The organism is Alcaligenes faecalis (assembly GCF_005311025.1).
In the GTDB taxonomy this organism is placed as follows: domain Bacteria; phylum Pseudomonadota; class Gammaproteobacteria; order Burkholderiales; family Burkholderiaceae_B; genus Alcaligenes; species Alcaligenes phenolicus.
Genome location: NZ_CP031747.1, coordinates 3,331,423 through 3,350,866, shown reverse-complemented (window position 1 = coordinate 3,350,866; position 19,444 = coordinate 3,331,423). Strand labels below are relative to the sequence as shown.

Sequence of the window (19,444 nt, the reverse complement as noted above, 5' to 3'; positions counted from 1 at the left end):
AGGATACTGACATGAGCCAAAAACGTAAGGTCAAATTTGAAATCTACCGCTACGATCCTGACAAGGACGAGCGTCCCTACATGCAGAAGATCGAAGTCGAGCTGGAGCCCACCGACAAGATGCTGCTCGATGCGATCCTGCGCATTAAAAACGACATGGACGACAGCCTGGCGCTGCGTCGCTCCTGCCGTGAAGGTGTGTGCGGTTCCGATGCCATGAACATCAATGGCAAGAACGGTCTGGCCTGCACCACCAATATGCGCGACTTGAAAGAGCCTGTGGTTCTGCGCCCACTGCCAGGTCTGCCGGTTATCCGTGACCTGATCGTGGACATGACCCACTTCTTCGATCAGTACCATTCGGTCAAGCCGTTCCTGATCAACGATGCTCCTCCTCCCGAGAAAGAGCGTTTGCAAACGCCTGAAGCCCGTGAGGAGCTCGATGGTCTGTACGAGTGCATTCTGTGCGCCTGCTGCTCGACCTCTTGCCCATCGTTCTGGTGGAACCCCGACAAGTTCGTCGGTCCTGCTGGTTTGTTGCAAGCCTATCGTTTCATTGCCGACTCGCGTGACGAAGCAACGGGCGAGCGTCTGGACAATCTGGAAGATCCATACCGCTTGTTCCGCTGCCACACGATCATGAATTGCACGGACGTCTGTCCAAAAGGACTGAACCCGTCGCATGCCATCGGCAAGATCAAAGAAATGCTGGTGCGTCGCAGTATCTAAAAAGGTGGGTATGTACCGATGAGAACATTGACGGAATTGGAGCGTGCGCGCCTGCGCTGGCGTGCGCGCCGGGGCTTGCTTGAAAACGACTTGATGATCACCCGTTTTCTGGATCAATACGAAAACGAGCTGACTGATCAGGACGTCTCGGCCCTGACCCGCTTGTTCGAAATGGACGATACAGTTTTGCTGGATGTCCTTCTGGCTCGCTCCGAGCCAGAAGGGCAGTACGCCACACCGGACATTCAGCGACTAGTAGACATTATGCGAAAGCTATAACCATTGAGGAAAAAAGTGATGGAATTGTCAGATAAAAAAGCCACGCTATCCTTCTCCGACGGTAGCCCTTCGGTTGAGTTCCCTGTACACAAGGGCACCGTAGGTCCGGACGTGATCGATATCCGTAAGCTCTACGGGCAGACAGGTATGTTTACCTATGACCCGGGCTTTATGGCAACGGCGGCTTGCGAATCCGGTATCACCTACATTGACGGCGACAAGGGCCAGTTGATGTACCGTGGTTACCCGATCGACCAGTTGGCACAAAAGTGCGATTTCATGGATGTGTGCTACCTGATCCTGAACGGCGAGTTGCCCAACGCAGATCAGAAGCAGGAATTTGACTCCCTGGTCACGAACCACACCATGGTTCAGGAACAGATGCAGCACTTCCTGCGCGGCTTCCGTCCGGATGCTCACCCCATGGCAATACTGACCGGCCTGGTCGGTGCCCTGTCGGCGTTCTACCATGATTCCACGGACATCACGAATCCTCATCACCGTCATGTGTCGGCTATCCGCTTGATCGCCAAGCTGCCTACTCTGGTTGCGATGGCGTACAAGTATTCTTTGGGACAGCCTTTCATCTATCCCAAGAATGATTTGTCCTACACCGGCAACTTCTTGCGCATGATGTTCGCTACCCCTTGCGAAGACTACAAGGTCAACGAAGTGGTTGAGCGCGCTCTGGACCGTATCTTCATCCTGCATGCAGATCACGAACAAAACGCCTCCACCTCCACCGTGCGCCTGTGCGGTTCGTCGGGTACCAATCCTTTTGCTGCGATCGCTGCGGGTGTTGCTTGCTTGTGGGGTCCTGCCCACGGTGGTGCAAACGAAGCTTGCCTGAACATGCTGGAAGAGTTGCAAGCCAACGGCGGCATCGACAAGGTTGGCGAGTTCATGGAGAAGGTCAAGGACAAGAACTCGGGCGTTCGCCTGATGGGCTTTGGTCACCGTGTCTACAAGAACTACGACCCACGCGCCAAGCTGATGCAAGAAACCTGCAAGGAAGTTCTGGAAGCCCTGGGCCTGGAGAACGATCCTCTGTTCAAGCTGGCCATGGAACTGGAGCGTATTGCTCTGGAAGATCCATACTTCGTCGAACGCAAGCTGTACCCCAACGTAGACTTCTACTCGGGTATCGTTCAGCGCGCTATTGGTATCCCAACATCCTTGTTCACCGCTATCTTCGCTCTGGCTCGTACCGTGGGCTGGATTGCTCAGTGGAACGAAATGCTGTCCGATCCAGATTACAAGATTGGCCGTCCACGTCAGCTGTACGTGGGCCCAACTCAGCGCGACGTACCTGCTCAACGTTAATGCTTTCGGGCTGCGATCCCTGGGGCGTGCCCCGGTTGTTCATGTAGCCCGTAGCGTTATGAAGCAGTAGCTGGAAGGTCAAGTGCACCATTGGGTGCACTTTTTTTTGCCTGTTATCTTTGTATTGTTATGGCTACAGCCACAGCGATCACCAACACTGCCCGCATCGCCAGAGTCGCTGGCATTGCTGTTGGCATTGTCACCACCATATGCACGTCAACATGCAGCAGCCCAAATGCCTGACAGGCTAGGCTTCAAGGCTGAGACAGGTGGTTGTTGAAGCGGAAAATCCGCTGTTCACGAGCTTTGTTCTCTTCAGAAAATCGGACTTTGGCCTGGACATGATCCAGGTGGTGCCCGATCAGCTCGCGAGCCCGTTCTGCATCACCATCCAAAATAGCTTTCATAACTCCCGCGTGCTGCTCGGTCAAAATTTCCACTTCCCGTGCATTGTCGAACTCGAACATGGCGCGCCGGTTCTCTTTCACTGTAGAGAACACTAACTGGAACAAGCCATTCATCAGTTGTACCAGCACGACATTATGAGAAGCCCTGGCAATTGCCAGATGAAATTGGGCGTCTGCACGTGCCGACAGGTCTGCATCCTGGTTTTGTTGATGCCGAACCATCACTTGGAAACACTGTTCAATGCGCTTTTTGTCCGCATCTGTTGCGCGTTGTGCCGCATGCCAGGCTGTGCTGGCTTCCAAGGCCCGACGTGCCTCCAGGACATCATAGCGATACAAGGGGTCTTCATTGATCAGCTCCTCCAGAGGCGCAATGCTCTGGGCTGGCCAGTTGATCAACTCGCTGTCTTGAACATAAGTACCCCCACCACGGCGGGTAACCAGCAAGCCTTCAGAGCTTAGCGAGCGCAAGGCCTCCCGTATCGGTACACGCGACACATCCAGCCGTTCAGCCAATTGACGCTCGGACGGGATTCGGTCACCGGGTTGCAACTGTTCATCCTGTATAAGTTGCCGGATTTTTTCAGCAACCAGATCCGATAGGCGAGTGCTGGGATTCATAGTCATATAAGACGCTTCTTTAAATTTGGTATTACCACTTTCTTGGTTTTTTAATCGTATTAAGGCCTTGAGGCGCCAAACTAGTCAGGGTTTCTGCTGGTAATGCAAAGGTGGTAATACCGCTATGATGCTCAAAAATACAAAACGGGAAGTGGTTGCGCTGCCCAGGGCCGGGCTCCTAGCCGCATTTTGTTCACCAACAAAACCTCTTCCTCCTATATGTGCAGTCACACAAAGGAGAATTCGGGATGAGTCTTTTATACACCTTGTTGGCTCTGACGCCATTATTGGTTGTTTTTCTATTGATGGTGGTGATGGGGCGATCAGCCAAACTATCGATGGGGGCCGCGTATCTGGTTACGGCGATTCTCGCTTTATTCGTATGGGGGAGCCAGGCCGAAGTTATTGCTGCAGCCACGATCAACGGCATTGTTACCGCATTGACCCTGCTGTTCATTGTATTTGGTGCCGTGCTGCTTTTGAATACGCTCAAGGTGGGCGGAGCATTAAGTGCGATTCGCCAGGGCTTTATGGATGTATCGCCGGATCGTCGCATTCAGGTCATTATTGTTGCCTGGTTGTTCGGCTCCCTGATCGAGGGCTCGTCGGGTTTCGGTACGCCTTCCGCTGTTGGGGCTCCCTTGCTGCTGGCTCTGGGCTTTCCTGCCATGGCCGCGGTGATGGCTGTGTTGGTTATCCAGTCCACGCCTGTGTCTTTCGGGGCGGTTGGTACACCCATGCTGGTTGGAGTGCGCTCGGGTATTGATAACAAGGTTGATGTTGCAGCTGCTATTTCGCCCCTGCAGCCGCTTGAGTATTTGCAGCAGATCGTCGAGAACGTCGCCTTGATTCATGCCATGACCGGCTTTGTGATTCCACTGTTGCTCTGCGGTTTGTTGACTCGTTTTTTCGGTGAACGCCGCTCCTTTGCCGAGGGACTGGGGGCATGGAAGTTCGCTTTGTTTGCCGGCTTGGCCTTTACCGTTCCGTACTACCTGATTGCCATTACCCTGGGCCCTGAGTTCCCCTCCATGCTGGGTTCGATGGTCGGACTGGTAATCGTGGTGAGCGCAGCTCGAAAGGGCTGGTTTGCACCTCGCAAAACCTTTGATTTCCCGGATCGCAGTCAATGGCCGTCCCACTGGCTGGGTACAGTGGCGATGGATAACACGGAATCGCAGCAACGCTTTTCGGTATTGCGGGCTTTCTCGCCGTATGTGCTGGTGGTTGCACTTTTGATCTTTACTCGTACTGTTCCTGCGGTAAAAGCCTGGTTGACGGGGCCTTCGGCCACAATCAAGGTGGAAGGTATTTTGGGCACTGGTATTTCTACGTCGGCTCAGTTGCTGTTCTCGCCAGGGGCCATCTTGATTCTGGTCTCACTGGCCTGCATTGCGATTTTTCGCATGAACAGTCAGCAGTATGTCGTCGGTGTGAAAGCATCGCTGCGTACCATGGGCAGCGCAGCTCCTGCTTTGTTGTTGGCCGTGCCTATGGTGCAGGTGTTTATCAACTCGGCAGCGGCTGATGGTTCCATTGCCAGCATGCCGCTGGTGTTGGCTCAAGGGGCCGCGTCGGCGGTTGGGCAGGCATGGCCTACGGTTTCACCCTGGGTGGGCAGTTTGGGGGCATTTATTGCGGGCTCCAATACTGTCAGCAACATGATGTTTTCGTACTTCCAGTTCTCTACCGCTCAGCAAATTGGCTTGAGTGTGGACCAGTCCGCTATTGTGGTTGCATTGCAGGCGGTAGGTGGAGCAGCTGGCAATATGATTTGCGTCCATAACGTGGTGGCTGCCGGTGCGGTTGTCGGCATGTTGGGACGTGAGGGCGAGATTGTTCGCAAGACCTTGATACCCATGGTGTATTACGTCATTCAGGCAGGCCTGATCGGCCAGGCCTTGATTACTGGTGCCATGGGCTGGTGGATAGCTGCCGCAGTCTTCCTGGCACTGACCATAGGGGGCTTGAGCCTGTCCCGGGGCCGTCAGATGACACCGGCCATGGCTTGAAAATTTTGCTCTGTTTATTTGCGGCTTAAAGGAGTCGTTGTACAATTTCTTCCTGGAGATGACGTTCCTCCTTTAACCGCCGTTTCGTTCTGAAGCAGCTGATGACGTCTACAGTGACCTGACCACCGTCGGGGCTGTAGGCGTCTGCGTTTACATCTTCTGTTTGTGGTCAGCCCGATTCCATTGAGCTTACAACCCATGAACAGACTCAAAACCTCACTCTCGCTAAACCTGCTGGCCTATTACGGCAAATGGTTGGTGCTCGCTTGCCTGATTGCCGTGCTGGCAGGCAGCGCTTCCGCTTTTTTCCTTTTTTCACTCGAGCAGGCTACCTCCTGGCGGATACAGCATGCCTGGCTGATTTGGCTACTGCCGCTGGCAGGCTTGGCCGTAGGCTGGGTGTATGAACGCGTAGGGCAGTCTGTTAGTGCAGGTAATAACCTGCTGATCGAGGAAATTCACGACCCCAAGAAAGTGGTGCCTTTGCGCATGGCGCCTTTGGTGCTTGGCGGAACCGTGATTTCCCATTTGTTCGGTGCATCGGTAGGCCGAGAGGGCACCGCCGTACAAATGGGTGCCGCCTTGTCGGACCAGCTAACCCATGTGTTTCGCCTGGGCCGGGAGGATCGACGCATTCTGTTGATGGCAGGTATGAGTGCCGGCTTTTCATCTGTCTTTGGCACGCCTTTAGCCGGAGCCGTGTTTGGCATGGAAGTGCTGGCGATAGGCCGTATGCGCTACAACGCCTTGTTTCCTTGTCTGATCGCTGCGATTGTTGCCGACCAGGTGGGCCTGATCTGGGGCGTGCAGCATACCCATTACGTCGTTGAGTACGTCGTGTCACTAGACAGCTGGAGCATGCTGGCTGTGTTGATCGCTGGGGTTCTGTTCGGCCTGATCGGCATGTTGTTCGCCATGCTGACTCACCAGCTTTCCGCCTGGATGAAAAAGAGCATCAAGTACGCACCCATGCGACCCTTCTGGGGCGGGCTGGTGGTGGCGATAGCTGTCTGGGCGTTGGATGCCTACCAGTACATTGGCCTGGGTGTTCCGGAAATAGTGCGCTCTTTCCACGAGCCTATGCAGCCATGGGATTTTCTGGGCAAGCTGGGGTTTACTGTCCTGTCTTTAGGCTCCGGTTTTAAAGGAGGGGAGGTCACGCCCTTGTTCTACATCGGGGCGACTCTGGGTAATGCTTTGGCTCCCTTGCTGCACATGCCTTTTTCCATGATGACGGGCTTGGGCTTTGTGGCCGTCTTTGCCGGCGCAGCCAATGTACCGATTGCGTGCACACTGATGGCGATGGAGCTGTTTGGTGCAGAACTGGGGCCTTTGGCGGCGATCGCTTGTGTAGCAGCCTATGTGTTCTCGGGGCATGCAGGGATCTATCATGCGCAACGTGTGGGTCATCGCAAGTTCAAACTTCGTTGGCCTGTTTGAGCTGGGTCAGTCGGTCAGTCAGTCAGTCAGTCAGTCGGTCAGTCAGTCAGTCAGTCAGTCAGTCAGTCAGTCAGTCAGTCAGTCGGCCACTCGGTGAGCGAGTGGCTAGGGATGCCTCATGTGCCTGCTTAAAAATAGTCTCTTTTTTACGCTGGTTTCCAGACTCCGCGTTTAGCAAACTACTATATGGCTTGATATCAAGAGACAAAGGTGAAGCGATGGCAGACTCCCAGTTCAAAGATCACTTTTCCCAAGTTGCAGCCGACTATGCCAGTTACCGCCCCAGTTATCCGCAAAAGCTGGCGGATGTGTTGGCTGAACTGAGTCCCGCACAGGATAGGGCGCTGGATTGTGCCTGCGGGACTGGGCAGCTTTCTGTGTTGCTGGCCAAGCGATTCAAGGAAGTGATTGCCACGGATGGCAGCGCCGATCAGATTGCTCAGGCGCAGCCGCAAGAGGGTGTGAGCTATCGCACGGCTTTGGCTGACAACAGCGGTCTGGCTGATAACAGCGTGGATTTGATCACCGTCGCGCAAGCGGCTCATTGGCTGGATCTGGGGCCTTTCTATGCCGAGGTTCAGCGTATCGCTCGCCCCGATGCCTTGCTGGCTTTGATCACCTATGGCGTCTTGAATGTAGAGGGTGCAGTGGATAGCGTCATGCAGCATTTCTACTATGAAACCATCGGCGCTTACTGGCCACCGGAGCGCCGTCATGTGGAAGAGGGGTATCGCAGCCTGGCCTTTCCTTTTCAGGAGCTGAGCTTGCCGCCTTTGGCCATGGAGGTGGATTGGAGTTTGCCGCAGCTCCTGGGATACATCAGAACCTGGTCGGCTGTGAAAGCGGCTGAAAAAGCGCTGGGCGCCAGTCCCTTGAGCGCAGTGGAAGTGGAGTTGCGCAAGCAGTGGGGTGATCCCGATCAGCGTCGCCGAATCAGTTGGCCTTTGTCTGTGCGAGCAGGGCGGGTGCGGAAATAGGCCGCACTTGGAGTGTGATGTCTGCTCATCTGGTTCGGACACTTCGCGGCTGACGGAGTGAACTTGCACAAGATTCCGGGCACCCGCCAACCCTGAGAGAGGATACGTGGCTGTGTTGTGTCCGTTGTGGCTAAATGAGCTGGATCCTGAGCACCGATACTCTGTTGGATCAGGCGACAGCTTTGTTCAGCGAAACTGGGTGCCAAAGTCATCATGAAATAAAAAACCGGATGCCGCTTTACGCTGCATCCGGTTTTTATTCAGCTAAACAGGATTAGCTGTTTAGCTGGGCTTCTTGCTGTGCATCCACAACGGCCAGGGCTGTCATGTTGATGATACGACGCACCGTAGCGCTGGTGGTCAGGATGTGGATGGGGCGAGCCGCACCCAGCAGGATGGGGCCCATGGCCACACCGTTGCTGCCTGTCATCTTCAGCATGTTGTAGGTGATGTTGCCGGCGTCCAGGTTAGGAGTAATCAGCAGGTTGGCCGAACCGCGCAGCGTGCTGTCGGGGAAGGCTTTCAGGCGGATTTTCTCGGACAGGGCGGAGTCAGCGTGCATTTCGCCGTCCACTTCCAGGTCGGGAGCGCGTTCAGCCAGGATCTGACGAGCCTTGGCCATCTTGCGGGACGACTCGGTCTGGCGGCTGCCAAAGTTCGAGTGCGACAAGAGTGCGACACGAGGCACCACACCGAAGCGTTTGACTTCGTCAGCGGCCTGGATCGTCATGTCGGCGATCTGTTCGGCAGTGGGGTTCTCGTTGACGTGGGTGTCGCACACAAACAGAGTTTGTGTAGGCAGCATCAGCACGTTCATGGCGGCGAAAGTCTGGGCTTCTTTCTTCAGGCCAATGACTTGCTCAACATAGTGCAGCTGGCTGTCGTAGTTGCTGGCCACGCCGCAGATCATGCCGTCAGCATCACCACGTTGCAGCAGCATCACGCCGATCAGCGAGTTGTGCTTGCGTATCATGGCTTTGGCGATGTCTGGAGTCACGCCTTCACGTGCCTTGAGCTTGTAGTAGGCGGTCCAGGTCTCGGTGAAGCGATCGTCGTCTTCAGGGTCAACGATTTGTACGTTCTTGCCAGCTTCCAGACGCAGACCCGCTTTCTTGACGCGCATGTCGATCACGCTGGGGCGACCCACCAGAATGGGCTGGGCCAGCTTTTCGTCCACCACGGTTTGCACGGCACGCAATACGCGCTCGTCTTCGCCATCAGCGTAAATGATGCGCTTGGGCGCAGCCTTGGCCTGCATGTACAACGGACGCATCAGCGGGCCGGTGTGGTAGGTCATGGCGATCAGCTTCTGACGGTAGGCGTCCATGTCTTCGATAGGACGGGCGGCAACGCCGGAGTCCATCGCAGCTTGGGCCACGGCAGGAGCGATCTGAACAATCAGACGGGAGTCGAACGGTTTGGGGATGATGTACTCAGGACCAAAACGCAGATCTTCGCCGCCGTAAGCAGTGGCCATATCGTCGCTTTGCTCGACCTGGGCCAGCTCGGCAATGGCTTTCACGCAAGCCAGCTTCATTTCTTCGTTGATCACGCTGGCGCCAACGTCCAGGGCACCACGGAAGATGAAGGGGAAGCACAGCACGTTGTTGACCTGGTTCGGGTAGTCCGAACGGCCGGTCGCGATGATGCAGTCAGGGCGGGCAGCCTTGGCTACTTCGGGGCGGATTTCAGGCTCGGGGTTGGCCAGGGCCAGAATCAGGGGCTTGTCGGCCATGGTCTTGACCATGTCGGCGGACAGGACGCCAGGAGCGGAGCAACCCAGGAACACGTCAGCGCCAACCATGGCATCAGCCAGGGTGCGGGCGTCGGTTTCTTGAGCGTAGCGAGCCTTGTTGGGCTCCATGTTCTCGTCGCGACCTTTCCAGATGATGCCGCGCGAGTCGGCCACGAAAATGTTGCTCAGCTTCACGCCCAGGGCAACCAGCAAGTCCAGGCAAGCAATGGCAGCAGCGCCAGCGCCCGAGCAAACCAGCTTGATGTCGGCGATGTTCTTGTTGACGACTTTCAGGCCGTTCAGAACAGCGGAGGACGAGATGATGGCGGTACCGTGCTGGTCATCGTGGAACACGGGAATGCTCATGCGCTCGCGCAGCTTCTTCTCGATGTAGAAGCATTCGGGGGCCTTGATGTCTTCCAGGTTCACACCACCCAGGGTGGGTTCCAGTGCGGCAATGATGTCGACCAGCTTGTCCGGATCGGTTTCGTTCAATTCGATATCGAACACGTCGATGCCGGCGAATTTCTTGAACAGGCAGCCTTTGCCTTCCATGACGGGCTTGGCGGCCAGGGGGCCGATATTGCCCAGACCCAGCACGGCGGTACCGTTGGTAACCACGGCAACCAGGTTGGCGCGCGAGGTGTACTTGGCGGCGGCTTCTTCGCCTTCGGCGTGGATGGCCATGCAAGCAGATGCGACGCCGGGGGAGTAGGCTAGCGAGAGGTCATCTTGATTGGCTAGGGTCTTGGTAGGGACCACCGAGATTTTCCCGGGAGTGGGATACGCGTGATAGTCCAGCGCAAGTTTGGCCAGATCGGCGTTGGCATCCATTTTGGTAAAGCTCCTGATAGGATTTTCTAGTGTAAAAGTGAATCTAATTTATAAGAAATACAGTCACCAGGTAGGTGCTGATTTGTTATAGGCAGCATATGTCATGGCAACGCTTGTTGCCTGCCTCAAGGTGACCAAGGGCAGGCTGGGCTCGGTTTGGTGGAAAAGGGGCCCGCGAAGCGCGTACTTGCTGCACCCGATTAGCATATCGGAATTTTTCCTTCATGTGGGGCAGCCAAGGGGCGTCAATCATGATTTGGAGCGCTTCTTTTGTAAGAATTCGCCCTCGTGATAGATCGATGTGTTTGTTAATGCCAACGGTATGACGCAGTCGCCAAGCATTTTAGATGTCATTAATTGCGCCTTTTGTGTGCGGCGTTATACTAGATCAATACGGCTTGTATAAGGCGTCCTACGTTGCCTTCTGCTCCTGCTATCCGCTAACCGGCGAGGTCCGTGTCGCGGAAGGTTTTCCTGCATCTCAACACGAGTGAAACACTCGGATAGGTGAAGCGTAATAATGTCATCGCAAAAAGAACTGCTCAGTAACTCTTATTTGTTCGGGAGCAATGCTCCTTACGTCGAAGAACTCTACGAGTCCTACCTCGACAATCCAGGCTCCGTCGCCGACCAATGGCGCGAGTACTTCGACCAGCTGCAGCACCAGCCTGCGACTGACGGCCGCGACAGCACCCGCGATCAAGCTCACGCTCCCATCGTCGAGTCCTTCGCTCAGCGTGCCAAAGCCAATGCCTTCCTGACCAGCGCCCAAGCACCGGACCTGACAGTTGCCATGAAGCAAGTGTCGATTCAGTCCATGATTGCTGCTTACCGCTCCCTGGGTGCACGCATTGCTGATCTGGATCCCCTGAAGCGCTCCGAACGCCCCAGCATCCCTGAACTGGACCCTGCTTTCTACGGTTTGACCGAAGCAGATCTGGACCAGGTCTACTCCGCCACCAACACTTACTTCACCAAAGCCGACACCATGACGCTGCGCGACATGCTCAAGGCCTTGCGTGATACGTACTCCCGTTCGGTGGGCGCAGAATTCATGTACATCTCCGACCCGGTCGTCAAGCGCTGGATTCAGCAGCGCCTGGAGTCGGTGCATGGCACAGGTTCTTTCAACGTTGACCAAAAACGCAACATCTTGCAGCAGCTGACCGAGGCCGAAGGCCTGGAGCGCTTCCTGCACACCAAATACGTCGGTCAGAAACGCTTCTCCCTGGAAGGTGGCGAGAGCTTCATCGCTTGTATGGATGAAGTGGTCAACCACGCTGGCGAGAACGGCGTTCAGGAAATCATCGTGGGTATGGCTCACCGTGGTCGTCTGAACATGCTGGTCAACATCATGGGCAAGATGCCCGGTGACCTGTTTGCCGAGTTTGAAGGCCGTCACGCTGAAGGCTTGACCGACGGCGACGTGAAGTACCACAACGGTTTCTCCAGCGACCTGTCCACTCGTGGCGGTCCGGTTCACCTGTCTCTGGCCTTTAACCCATCCCACCTGGAAATTGTTAACCCAGTGGTCGAGGGGTCGGTCCGTGCTCGTCAGGATCGTCGTAGCGACGAAGACGGCAGCCAGGTTCTGCCCGTGCTGGTTCACGGTGACGCGGCTTTTGCCGGTCAGGGTGTGGTCATGGAAACACTGAACCTGGCCCAGACCCGTGGCTACGGTACCGGTGGTACGCTGCACATCGTGATCAACAACCAGATCGGTTTCACCACCTCTGACCCCCGCGATACACGCTCCACGCTGTATTGCACGGACGTGGTCAAGATGATTGAAGCCCCTGTGTTCCACGTCAATGGCGACGATCCTGAAGCCGTGGTGTTCGTGACTCAGTTGGCTCTGGACTTCCGCCGCGAGTTCAAGCACGACGTGGTAGTTGATATTGTTTGCTTCCGCAAACTGGGCCACAACGAGCAAGACACTCCCTCGATGACCCAGCCGCTGATGTACAAGAAGATTGGTCAGCACAACGGTACGCGCAAACTGTACGCCGACAAGCTGGTTGCTCAAGGCATTCTGTCCGAGAACGAACCCGAAGATCTGGTCAAGGCTTACCGTCAACTGATGGAAGATGGCAAGCGCACGGTTGAACCTGTTCTGACAGACTACAAGAACAAGTACGCCACCGACTGGTCTGCCTTCCTGGGCGCCAAATGGACTGACCAGGCTGACACCGCCTTGCCTATGTCCGAACTGACACGCATCGGTGAAAAACTGACCACCGTGCCAGAAGGCTTTACGGTTCACCCGCTGGTCAACCGCATGCTGAATGACCGTCGTGCCATGGCACGTGGCGAAGCTCAGGTGGACTGGGGCATGGGCGAGCACTTGGCTTTTGCAACCCTGGTGAACAACGGCTACGCCATCCGTATTACCGGCCAGGACTCGGGCCGTGGTACGTTTACCCACCGTCACGCTGTGCTGCACGATCAAAAACGCGAGCGCTGGAACGACGGTACCTACATTCCTTTGCAGAACGTCTCCGAAGGGCAGGCCAACTTCACGGTGATTGACTCGGTTCTGTCCGAAGAAGCCGTGCTGGCATTTGAATACGGTTACGCTTCGGCAGAGCCCAACATTTTGACTATCTGGGAAGCTCAGTTCGGCGACTTCGCCAACGGCGCCCAGGTTGTGATCGACCAGTTCATTACGTCGGGTGAAGCCAAGTGGGGCCGTCATTGCGGTCTGACTCTGATGCTGCCACACGGCTACGAAGGTCAGGGTCCGGAGCACTCCTCGGCCCGTATCGAGCGCTTCTTGCAACTGTGCGCTGACAACAATATCCAGGTTGTTCAGCCCACCAACGGCGCCCAGATCTTCCACGTGCTGCGTCGTCAGATGATCCGTCCTTTCCGCAAGCCTTTGGTCATCATGACGCCCAAGTCCTTGCTGCGTAATAAAGACGCTACCTCGCCACTGAGCGATCTGGCTGAGGGTCACTTCATGCCAGTGATCGGCGAGACCGATCAGGCGATTGATGCAGCCGCTGTCAAACGTGTTCTGGCTTGCTCGGGCAAGGTTTACTACGATCTGGTGAACCACCGTAAAGAGCTGGAGCGCAACGATATTGCCATTATCCGTGTGGAGCAGTTGTATCCGTTTGCCCACAAGGCCTTCCAGGCAGAGCTGGCCAAGTACAGCAACGCCAAGGAAGTTATCTGGGTTCAGGACGAACCTCAAAACCAAGGTGCATGGTTCTACGTTCAGCATCACATCTACGAGAACATGACCGAAGGTCAGAAGCTGGGTTACGCCGGCCGTGCCGCGTCCGCTTCGCCTGCCGTTGGTTACCTGGCCAAACACCAGGAACAACACAAGGCGCTGCTGGAGCAGGCTTTCGGCGCTCGCAAAGGCTTCATGCTGACCAAATAACGCACCCTAAATTTTAAATACGGAAAATATAATCATGGCAATTACCGACGTTCTGGTTCCCCAACTCTCTGAATCCATCTCCGAAGCCACTTTGCTGGAGTGGAAAAAACAACCTGGCGAAATGGTCCAGGCTGATGAAATCCTGATCGAAGTCGAAACCGACAAGGTTGTGCTGGAAGTTCCCGCTCCTGCCTCGGGCGTGCTGAGCGAAATCGTCAAGGCCAACGGCAGCACCGTTACCTCCGGCGACGTGCTGGCCCGTATTGACTCCGAAGGCAAGGCCAGCGCTGCCGCTCCTGCCGCCGCTGCACAAGAAGCCGCTCCTGCTGCTACCCCAGCCGCTGCCGCTCCTGCTGCCAGCTCCGCCGCCTCTTCGGTTGCTTCGCCTGCAGCTGCCAAGATCCTGGCTGAAAAGGGTGTGGAAGCCAGCTCCGTGGAAGGTTCCGGCCGTGGTGGTCGCATCACCAAGGGTGACGCTCTGGAAGCCAACGCCGCTGCTGCTAAACCTGCTGCCGCTCCTGTTGCCCCTCCAACCCTGTCCCTGGACGGCCGTCCAGAGCAGCGCGTGCCCATGAGCCGTCTGCGCGCTCGCATCGCCGAGCGTCTGCTGCAGTCGCAGTCCGAAAACGCCATGCTGACCACGTTCAACGAAGTCAACATGCAAGCTGTGCTGGATCTGCGCAAGAAATACAAAGATCAGTTCGAGAAAGAGCACGGCGTGAAACTGGGCTTCATGTCCTTCTTCGTCAAGGCTGCTGTTGCCGCCCTGAAGAAATACCCCGTACTGAACGCCTCGGTTGATGGCAAGGACATCATCTACCACGGTTACTTCGACATCGGTGTGGCCGTTGGTAGCCCACGTGGTCTGGTGGTGCCTATCCTGCGTAACGCTGATCAAATGTCCATCGCTGACATCGAAAAGCAAATCGCTGACTTCGGTGCCCGTGCCCGCGACGGCAAGCTGACCCTGGAAGAAATGACAGGCGGTACCTTCTCGATCTCCAACGGTGGCGTGTTCGGCTCCATGCTGTCCACCCCCATCATCAACCCACCTCAGTCCGCCATCCTGGGCATTCACGCCACCAAGGATCGCGCTGTTGTGGAAAACGGTCAGATCGTGATTCGCCCCATGAACTACCTGGCCATGTCCTACGACCACCGTATCATCGACGGCCGCGAAGCCGTTCTGGGTCTGGTGGCCATGAAGGAAGCCTTGGAAGATCCACAGCGTCTGCTGTTGAACGTCTAAGCACGCGGTAGTTTCGGTCTAGTATGTTTACGGCCAAGTGCTTGCTTCTAAGCCTTGGCCGACTTTGTTTAAGGCCCTGGGGGTTGGCGTTCGCCACCTGATACTTTCCTGTCTGACTTCTGGACGGTCCAGCGTGCCTTTTCACATTTATGGGATTTTTTATGGCTAAGCAATTTGATGTTGTCGTGATTGGTGCAGGCCCTGGTGGCTACATCGCCGCCATCCGTGCTGCTCAACTGGGTATGAGCGTCGCTTGCGTGGACGCATGGTCCACCGCTGAAGGCAAACCCGCTCCTGGCGGTACTTGCACCAACGTTGGTTGCATTCCTTCCAAGGCCTTGCTGCAATCGTCCGAGCACTTCGAGCACGCCAATCTGCATCTGGCTGATCACGGTGTGGACGTCAAGGGCGTATCGCTGAATCTGGACAAGCTGATCGGTCGCAAAGACGTGGTCGTCAAGCAGAACAACGACGGCATCCTGTACCTGTTCAAAAAGAACAAGGTCACTTTCTTCCACGGCACCGCTTCCTTTGGCGCCAAGGTTGACGGCGGCTGGTCGGTGAACGTGGCCGGTGCCAACGCTGAAGAGCTGGTTGCCAAGAACGTCATCATCGCTACCGGTAGTTCGGCCCGTGCCTTGCCCGGTGCCGAGTTCGACGAAGAGCAAATTCTGTCCAACGACGGCGCACTGCGTCTGCCCAAGGTTCCCAAGAAGCTGGCCGTTATCGGTGCCGGTGTGATTGGTCTGGAACTGGGTAGCGTATGGCGTCGCCTGGGTGCCGAAGTGACCATTCTGGAAGGTGCTCCCGAGTTCCTGTCCGCCGTGGATCGCGACGTTGCCAAGGAAGCCCTGAAGGCTTTCACCAAGCAAGGTCTGAAGATCAATGTGGGCGTGAAAGTTGGCGAAATCAAGAAGTCCGCCAAACAGGTCACCATCAACTACGTGGATGCCGCTGGTGCCGAGCACAAGCTGGAAGCCGACAAGCTGATCGTGTCCATCGGCCGTGTGCCTAACACTGCCGGTCTGGGTGCAGACACCATCGGTCTGAAACTGGACGAGCGCGGCTTCGTGGTTGTGGACGACGATTGCGCCACCAGCCTGCCAGGTATCTGGGCGGTGGGTGACGTGGTGCGTGGTCCTATGCTGGCTCACAAAGCTGAAGAGGAAGGTGTGGCTGTGGCCGAGCGTCTGGCTGGTCAGCAACCTCACGTCAACTTCGACACTGTGCCTTGGGTTATCTACACTTCGCCCGAAATCGCCTGGGTTGGCAAGACCGAACAGCAACTGAAGACCGAAGGCCGTGCTTACCGCGCTGGCAGCTTCCCATTCCTGGCTAACGGCCGTGCCCGCGCACTGGGTGACACGACCGGCTTTGTGAAGGTTCTGGCTGATGCCAAGACCGACGAAGTCTTGGGCGTGCACTTTGTGGGCCCTGTGGCTTCCGAGCTGGTAGCTGAAGCTGTTGCGATCATGGAGTTCCGTGGCGCGTCGGAAGACATCGCCCGTATTTGCCATGCTCACCCAACCCTGTCCGAAGCCCTGAAAGAAGCGGCCTTGGCAGTGGACAAACGCGCTCTGAACTTCTGATAGACTTTCAGGGTGTTGTTGGAAAAGGGCGGGCACGGGCTCGCCCTTTTTTTCGTCACGAAAGGCTGATCACAGCAGTCCGTAGCGGCTGCGATGCGTGAGATAATTGACCGCGCAGTATGCCTCAGACCCTGCATCAAAAGCGGTGCTGCTGTGGATCGCAGTGCATGCTGGCAGACCACTACCTGTCTTGGACAGGTTCTTTTATTTTCAGTGATATGAATGTTCGCGAGTATTACCATCAGGCTTTAGCGGAAAAAGGCTACCGTGCCGACCAGGCGCAGGAGCAAGCTATAGACCGGCTGCAACGCTATTACGACGAGTGGGTGGAGTATCGCAAAATGCGCTCCAGTACCTTACGTCGCATGTTTTCCCGCCCGGAAGTGCCGCGTGGTGTGTACCTGTGGGGTGGGGTCGGGCGCGGCAAGAGCTTTCTGATGGACGCCTTCTACCTGACGGTGCCGCTCAAGCGCAAAACTCGGATTCACTTCCATGAGTTCATGCGCGGCGTGCACAAAGAGCTGAATCAGGTCAAAGGCATGAGTGATCCCTTGGATGAGGTCGCCAAGCGTATCGCCAAGCGTTATCGCCTGATCTGTTTTGACGAGTTCCACGTCTCGGATGTGGCCGATGCCATGATTCTGTACAAGCTGCTGTTGGGTCTGTTCGAGCGCGGCACCTCCTTTGTGATGACGTCCAACTACGAGCCCTCCACGCTGTATCCGGAAGGCCTGCACCGCGATCGCATTCTGCCCGCCATTGCGCTGATTCAGAAGAACATGGACATCATGAACGTGGATACGGGTGTGGATTACCGCCGCCGTGCGCTGGAACAGGTGAAAACCTATCTGACGCCATTGGGTCCGGAGACCACCGCAGAACTGCAATCCATGTTCACGGCCTTGTCGGACACGGCCCCTCAAGAGCCGGTGCTCAGTATTGAAAACCGGGATGTAAAAGCGGTCGCCTTGTCCGGTTCAGCCGTCTGGTTTGATTTCGAGACCCTGTGCGTCAGCCCACGTTCGCAAAACGACTATCTGGAACTGGCGAACCGCTTCCAGACCGTGATTTTGTCTGATGTGCCTCGCATGACAGCGCGTGATGCCTCTGCGGCGCGACGCTTCACCTGGCTGGTCGACGTTTTTTACGATCACAAGGTGAAGTTCATCATGTCCGCCGCGGTACCTGAAGAAGAATTGTATGTGGATGGCCCTATGGCCAATGAGTTCCACCGTACTGTCTCGCGTTTGATGGAAATGCAATCGCGGGAGTACCTGGAGTCAGAACGGCGCCAGGCAGTTATTTTGTAGGATGCTGGGCGCGGCCACTGGCCACGCGTCTGATTCCTGAACCCTGACACGTAGTTTTATAAGCGTATTTTTTATCATGACGACACGAGTACTGACCGGCGTTACAACGACCGGTATTCCACACTTGGGTAACTATGCCGGGGCGATTCGTCCTGCTATCCGTGCTAGCCAGCAAGCCGATGTCGACGCATTTTTCTTCATGGCGGACTACCACGCCCTGATCAAATGTGACGATCCGGAGCGCGTAGCCATTTCGCGCCGTGCGATTGCTGCTACCTGGCTGGCCTGCGGCCTGGATGTGGAAAAAGTAACGTTCTACCGTCAATCCGATATTCCGGAAATTCCGGAGCTGTCCTGGATGCTGGGTTGCGTAACCGGCAAGGGCTTGATGAACCGTGCACACGCTTACAAGGCTTCTGTCGACAAGAATGAAGCGGCGGGCGTAGAGCCTGATGATGGCGTCACCATGGGCCTGTTCAGCTACCCCGTACTGATGGCGGCTGACATCCTGATGTTCAATGCCCACAAGGTACCTGTGGGCCGGGATCAGGTGCAGCACCTGGAAATGGCACGCGATATCGCCAAGAGCTTCAATCATCTGTATGGCCGTGGCAAGGAGCTGTTTGTATTGCCTGAAGTACAAGTGGAAGAGGACGTGGCCCTCTTGCCTGGTCTGGATGGTCGCAAGATGTCCAAGAGCTACGACAACACGATTCCTCTGTTCGAGGGTGGTGCCAAGGCACTGAAGGCGGCCATTGCCCGCATCGTGACGGACTCCAAAGGTCCCGGCGAGTCTAAAGATCCCGATGATTCGCACCTGACGGCCTTGTACAAGGCATTTGCGACACCCGAGCAGACCCAAGCCTTCCGTCAGCAATTGATCGACGGCATGGCCTGGGGCGAGGCCAAGGATGCCTTGCATCAGTTGCTGGAAGCCATGATTGCGCCCATGCGCGATCGCTACGAAGCCTTGATGGCTCGTCCCCAGGATATTGAGGATTTGCTGCAAGTTGGCGCGCGCAAGGCTCGTGCCTACGCTACCCCCTTCATCCATGAATTGAAGGCGGCCGTGGGCCTGCGTGACCCCTTGAGCGTGGCAGTTAGCAAGACTGAAGCCAAGGCTCGTAAAGCTCGTTTTGTGAACTTCCGCGACGAAGATGGCACCTTCCGTTTCCGCCTGCAAGATGCTGCTGGACAAGAGCTGTTTCTGTCTCGCTCTTACGCAGACCCAAAACAGGCTGGTGTGGCGATCAAGGCACTGCAGACTGCGGCTTTTGCCGAAGTTGCCAAGCAGGACGGTCAGGAGTTGCAAATCCATTGTGCCGGTGAAGAAGTGGCACGAGTATCGGCAGATCTGCGTGATGCCGTTGCAGCCGCTTTGGATTCGATGCGCGACTAAGTGGTTTGTCTACTGTGGGATTGATCGGCTGTCAGGATTGATGCCGCAGTGGAGGCAGCAAGCTTCTTTGAGCAGCAGCGCTTCAGCTTGAAGATTGCTTGAAAATGAGCAGCTCCAAAAGAGAGACTTATCTCACTTTTGGAGCTGTTCTTT

At 56.0% G+C, this 19,444-nt stretch carries 13 protein-coding genes and 1 riboswitch; of the genes, 11 read left to right on the top strand and 2 right to left on the bottom strand.

Annotated features, from left to right (window positions below; translation table 11 throughout):
• Positions 1–11: 11 nt before the first annotated feature.
• The 3 genes from D0C27_RS15410 to gltA are packed head-to-tail and all read left to right on the top strand — an operon-like array spanning position 12 to position 2,330.
• Entirely contained in the window at positions 12–728 is a 717-nt protein-coding gene (locus D0C27_RS15410; RefSeq protein ID WP_003802530.1) for a succinate dehydrogenase iron-sulfur subunit, read from the top strand.
• A gap of 18 nt (positions 729–746) precedes the next feature.
• On the top strand, positions 747–1,007 hold the full coding sequence (locus D0C27_RS15405; protein ID WP_003802528.1) for a succinate dehydrogenase assembly factor 2: 261 nt from the start codon (positions 747–749) through the stop codon (positions 1,005–1,007).
• Between the two features lie 18 nt (positions 1,008–1,025).
• Positions 1,026–2,330, top strand: a complete 1,305-nt coding sequence (gltA, locus tag D0C27_RS15400; protein ID WP_022983549.1) for a citrate synthase — start codon at positions 1,026–1,028, stop codon at positions 2,328–2,330.
• Positions 2,331–2,584: 254 nt separating this feature from the next.
• Here gltA and lldR read toward each other — a convergent pair whose 3' ends face one another.
• Positions 2,585–3,364, bottom strand: a complete 780-nt coding sequence (gene lldR / locus D0C27_RS15395) for a transcriptional regulator LldR (protein WP_137431270.1) — start codon at positions 3,362–3,364, stop codon at positions 2,585–2,587.
• A 242-nt stretch (positions 3,365–3,606) separates the two neighbouring features.
• Between lldR and D0C27_RS15390 the strand changes: the two genes are divergently transcribed.
• From D0C27_RS15390 to D0C27_RS15375, 3 genes are all read left to right on the top strand, one after another.
• The gene (locus D0C27_RS15390; protein WP_137431269.1) at positions 3,607–5,370 is read left to right on the top strand and encodes an L-lactate permease; all 1,764 of its coding nucleotides are present in this window, start codon (positions 3,607–3,609) and stop codon (positions 5,368–5,370) included.
• Positions 5,371–5,415: 45 nt separating this feature from the next.
• Positions 5,416–5,488: riboswitch (Fluoride riboswitch) on the top strand.
• Between the two features lie 80 nt (positions 5,489–5,568).
• On the top strand, positions 5,569–6,810 hold the full coding sequence (locus D0C27_RS15385; RefSeq protein ID WP_137431268.1) for a voltage-gated chloride channel family protein: 1,242 nt from the start codon (positions 5,569–5,571) through the stop codon (positions 6,808–6,810).
• A gap of 218 nt (positions 6,811–7,028) precedes the next feature.
• Positions 7,029–7,787, top strand: a complete 759-nt coding sequence (locus D0C27_RS15375; RefSeq protein ID WP_137431267.1) for a class I SAM-dependent methyltransferase — start codon at positions 7,029–7,031, stop codon at positions 7,785–7,787.
• Positions 7,788–8,061: 274 nt separating this feature from the next.
• Here D0C27_RS15375 and D0C27_RS15370 read toward each other — a convergent pair whose 3' ends face one another.
• Positions 8,062–10,356 carry an NADP-dependent malic enzyme gene (locus D0C27_RS15370; RefSeq protein WP_137431266.1) on the bottom strand — a complete coding sequence of 765 codons (2,295 nt, stop codon included), beginning with the start codon at positions 10,354–10,356 and terminating at the stop codon, positions 8,062–8,064.
• Between the two features lie 520 nt (positions 10,357–10,876).
• Here D0C27_RS15370 and D0C27_RS15365 point away from each other — a divergent pair.
• The 5 genes from D0C27_RS15365 (at position 10,877) to D0C27_RS15345 (ending at position 19,291) form a co-directional block, all read left to right on the top strand.
• The gene (locus tag D0C27_RS15365) at positions 10,877–13,744 is read left to right on the top strand and encodes a 2-oxoglutarate dehydrogenase E1 component (RefSeq protein ID WP_035270812.1); all 2,868 of its coding nucleotides are present in this window, start codon (positions 10,877–10,879) and stop codon (positions 13,742–13,744) included.
• Positions 13,745–13,778: 34 nt separating this feature from the next.
• Positions 13,779–14,993: a 2-oxoglutarate dehydrogenase complex dihydrolipoyllysine-residue succinyltransferase gene (odhB, locus tag D0C27_RS15360; protein ID WP_060185725.1), complete on the top strand. Its 1,215-nt coding sequence runs from the start codon at positions 13,779–13,781 to the stop codon at positions 14,991–14,993.
• Between the two features lie 161 nt (positions 14,994–15,154).
• Positions 15,155–16,582 (top strand): dihydrolipoyl dehydrogenase, encoded by a 1,428-nt coding sequence (gene lpdA / locus D0C27_RS15355; protein ID WP_009457672.1) that lies wholly within the window; start codon positions 15,155–15,157, stop codon positions 16,580–16,582.
• Between the two features lie 218 nt (positions 16,583–16,800).
• Positions 16,801–17,892: a cell division protein ZapE gene (gene zapE, locus D0C27_RS15350; protein ID WP_137431639.1), complete on the top strand. Its 1,092-nt coding sequence runs from the start codon at positions 16,801–16,803 to the stop codon at positions 17,890–17,892.
• Positions 17,893–17,968: 76 nt separating this feature from the next.
• Entirely contained in the window at positions 17,969–19,291 is a 1,323-nt protein-coding gene (locus D0C27_RS15345; protein ID WP_035270809.1) for a tryptophan--tRNA ligase, read from the top strand.
• Positions 19,292–19,444 lie beyond the last annotated feature (153 nt).

What these genes read in the sequence shown, in the direction of transcription:
- D0C27_RS15410 (WP_003802530.1), top strand. Translation starts at nt 12, where the DNA reads ATGAGCCAAAAACGTAAGGTCAAATTTGAAATCTACCGCTACGATCCT.
- D0C27_RS15405 (WP_003802528.1), top strand. Translation starts at nt 747, where the DNA reads ATGAGAACATTGACGGAATTGGAGCGTGCGCGCCTGCGCTGGCGTGCG.
- gltA (WP_022983549.1), top strand. Translation starts at nt 1,026, where the DNA reads ATGGAATTGTCAGATAAAAAAGCCACGCTATCCTTCTCCGACGGTAGC.
- lldR (WP_137431270.1), bottom strand. Translation starts at nt 3,364, where the DNA reads ATGACTATGAATCCCAGCACTCGCCTATCGGATCTGGTTGCTGAAAAA.
- D0C27_RS15390 (WP_137431269.1), top strand. Translation starts at nt 3,607, where the DNA reads ATGAGTCTTTTATACACCTTGTTGGCTCTGACGCCATTATTGGTTGTT.
- D0C27_RS15385 (WP_137431268.1), top strand. Translation starts at nt 5,569, where the DNA reads ATGAACAGACTCAAAACCTCACTCTCGCTAAACCTGCTGGCCTATTAC.
- D0C27_RS15375 (WP_137431267.1), top strand. Translation starts at nt 7,029, where the DNA reads ATGGCAGACTCCCAGTTCAAAGATCACTTTTCCCAAGTTGCAGCCGAC.
- D0C27_RS15370 (WP_137431266.1), bottom strand. Translation starts at nt 10,356, where the DNA reads ATGGATGCCAACGCCGATCTGGCCAAACTTGCGCTGGACTATCACGCG.
- D0C27_RS15365 (WP_035270812.1), top strand. Translation starts at nt 10,877, where the DNA reads ATGTCATCGCAAAAAGAACTGCTCAGTAACTCTTATTTGTTCGGGAGC.
- odhB (WP_060185725.1), top strand. Translation starts at nt 13,779, where the DNA reads ATGGCAATTACCGACGTTCTGGTTCCCCAACTCTCTGAATCCATCTCC.
- lpdA (WP_009457672.1), top strand. Translation starts at nt 15,155, where the DNA reads ATGGCTAAGCAATTTGATGTTGTCGTGATTGGTGCAGGCCCTGGTGGC.
- zapE (WP_137431639.1), top strand. Translation starts at nt 16,801, where the DNA reads ATGAATGTTCGCGAGTATTACCATCAGGCTTTAGCGGAAAAAGGCTAC.
- D0C27_RS15345 (WP_035270809.1), top strand. Translation starts at nt 17,969, where the DNA reads ATGACGACACGAGTACTGACCGGCGTTACAACGACCGGTATTCCACAC.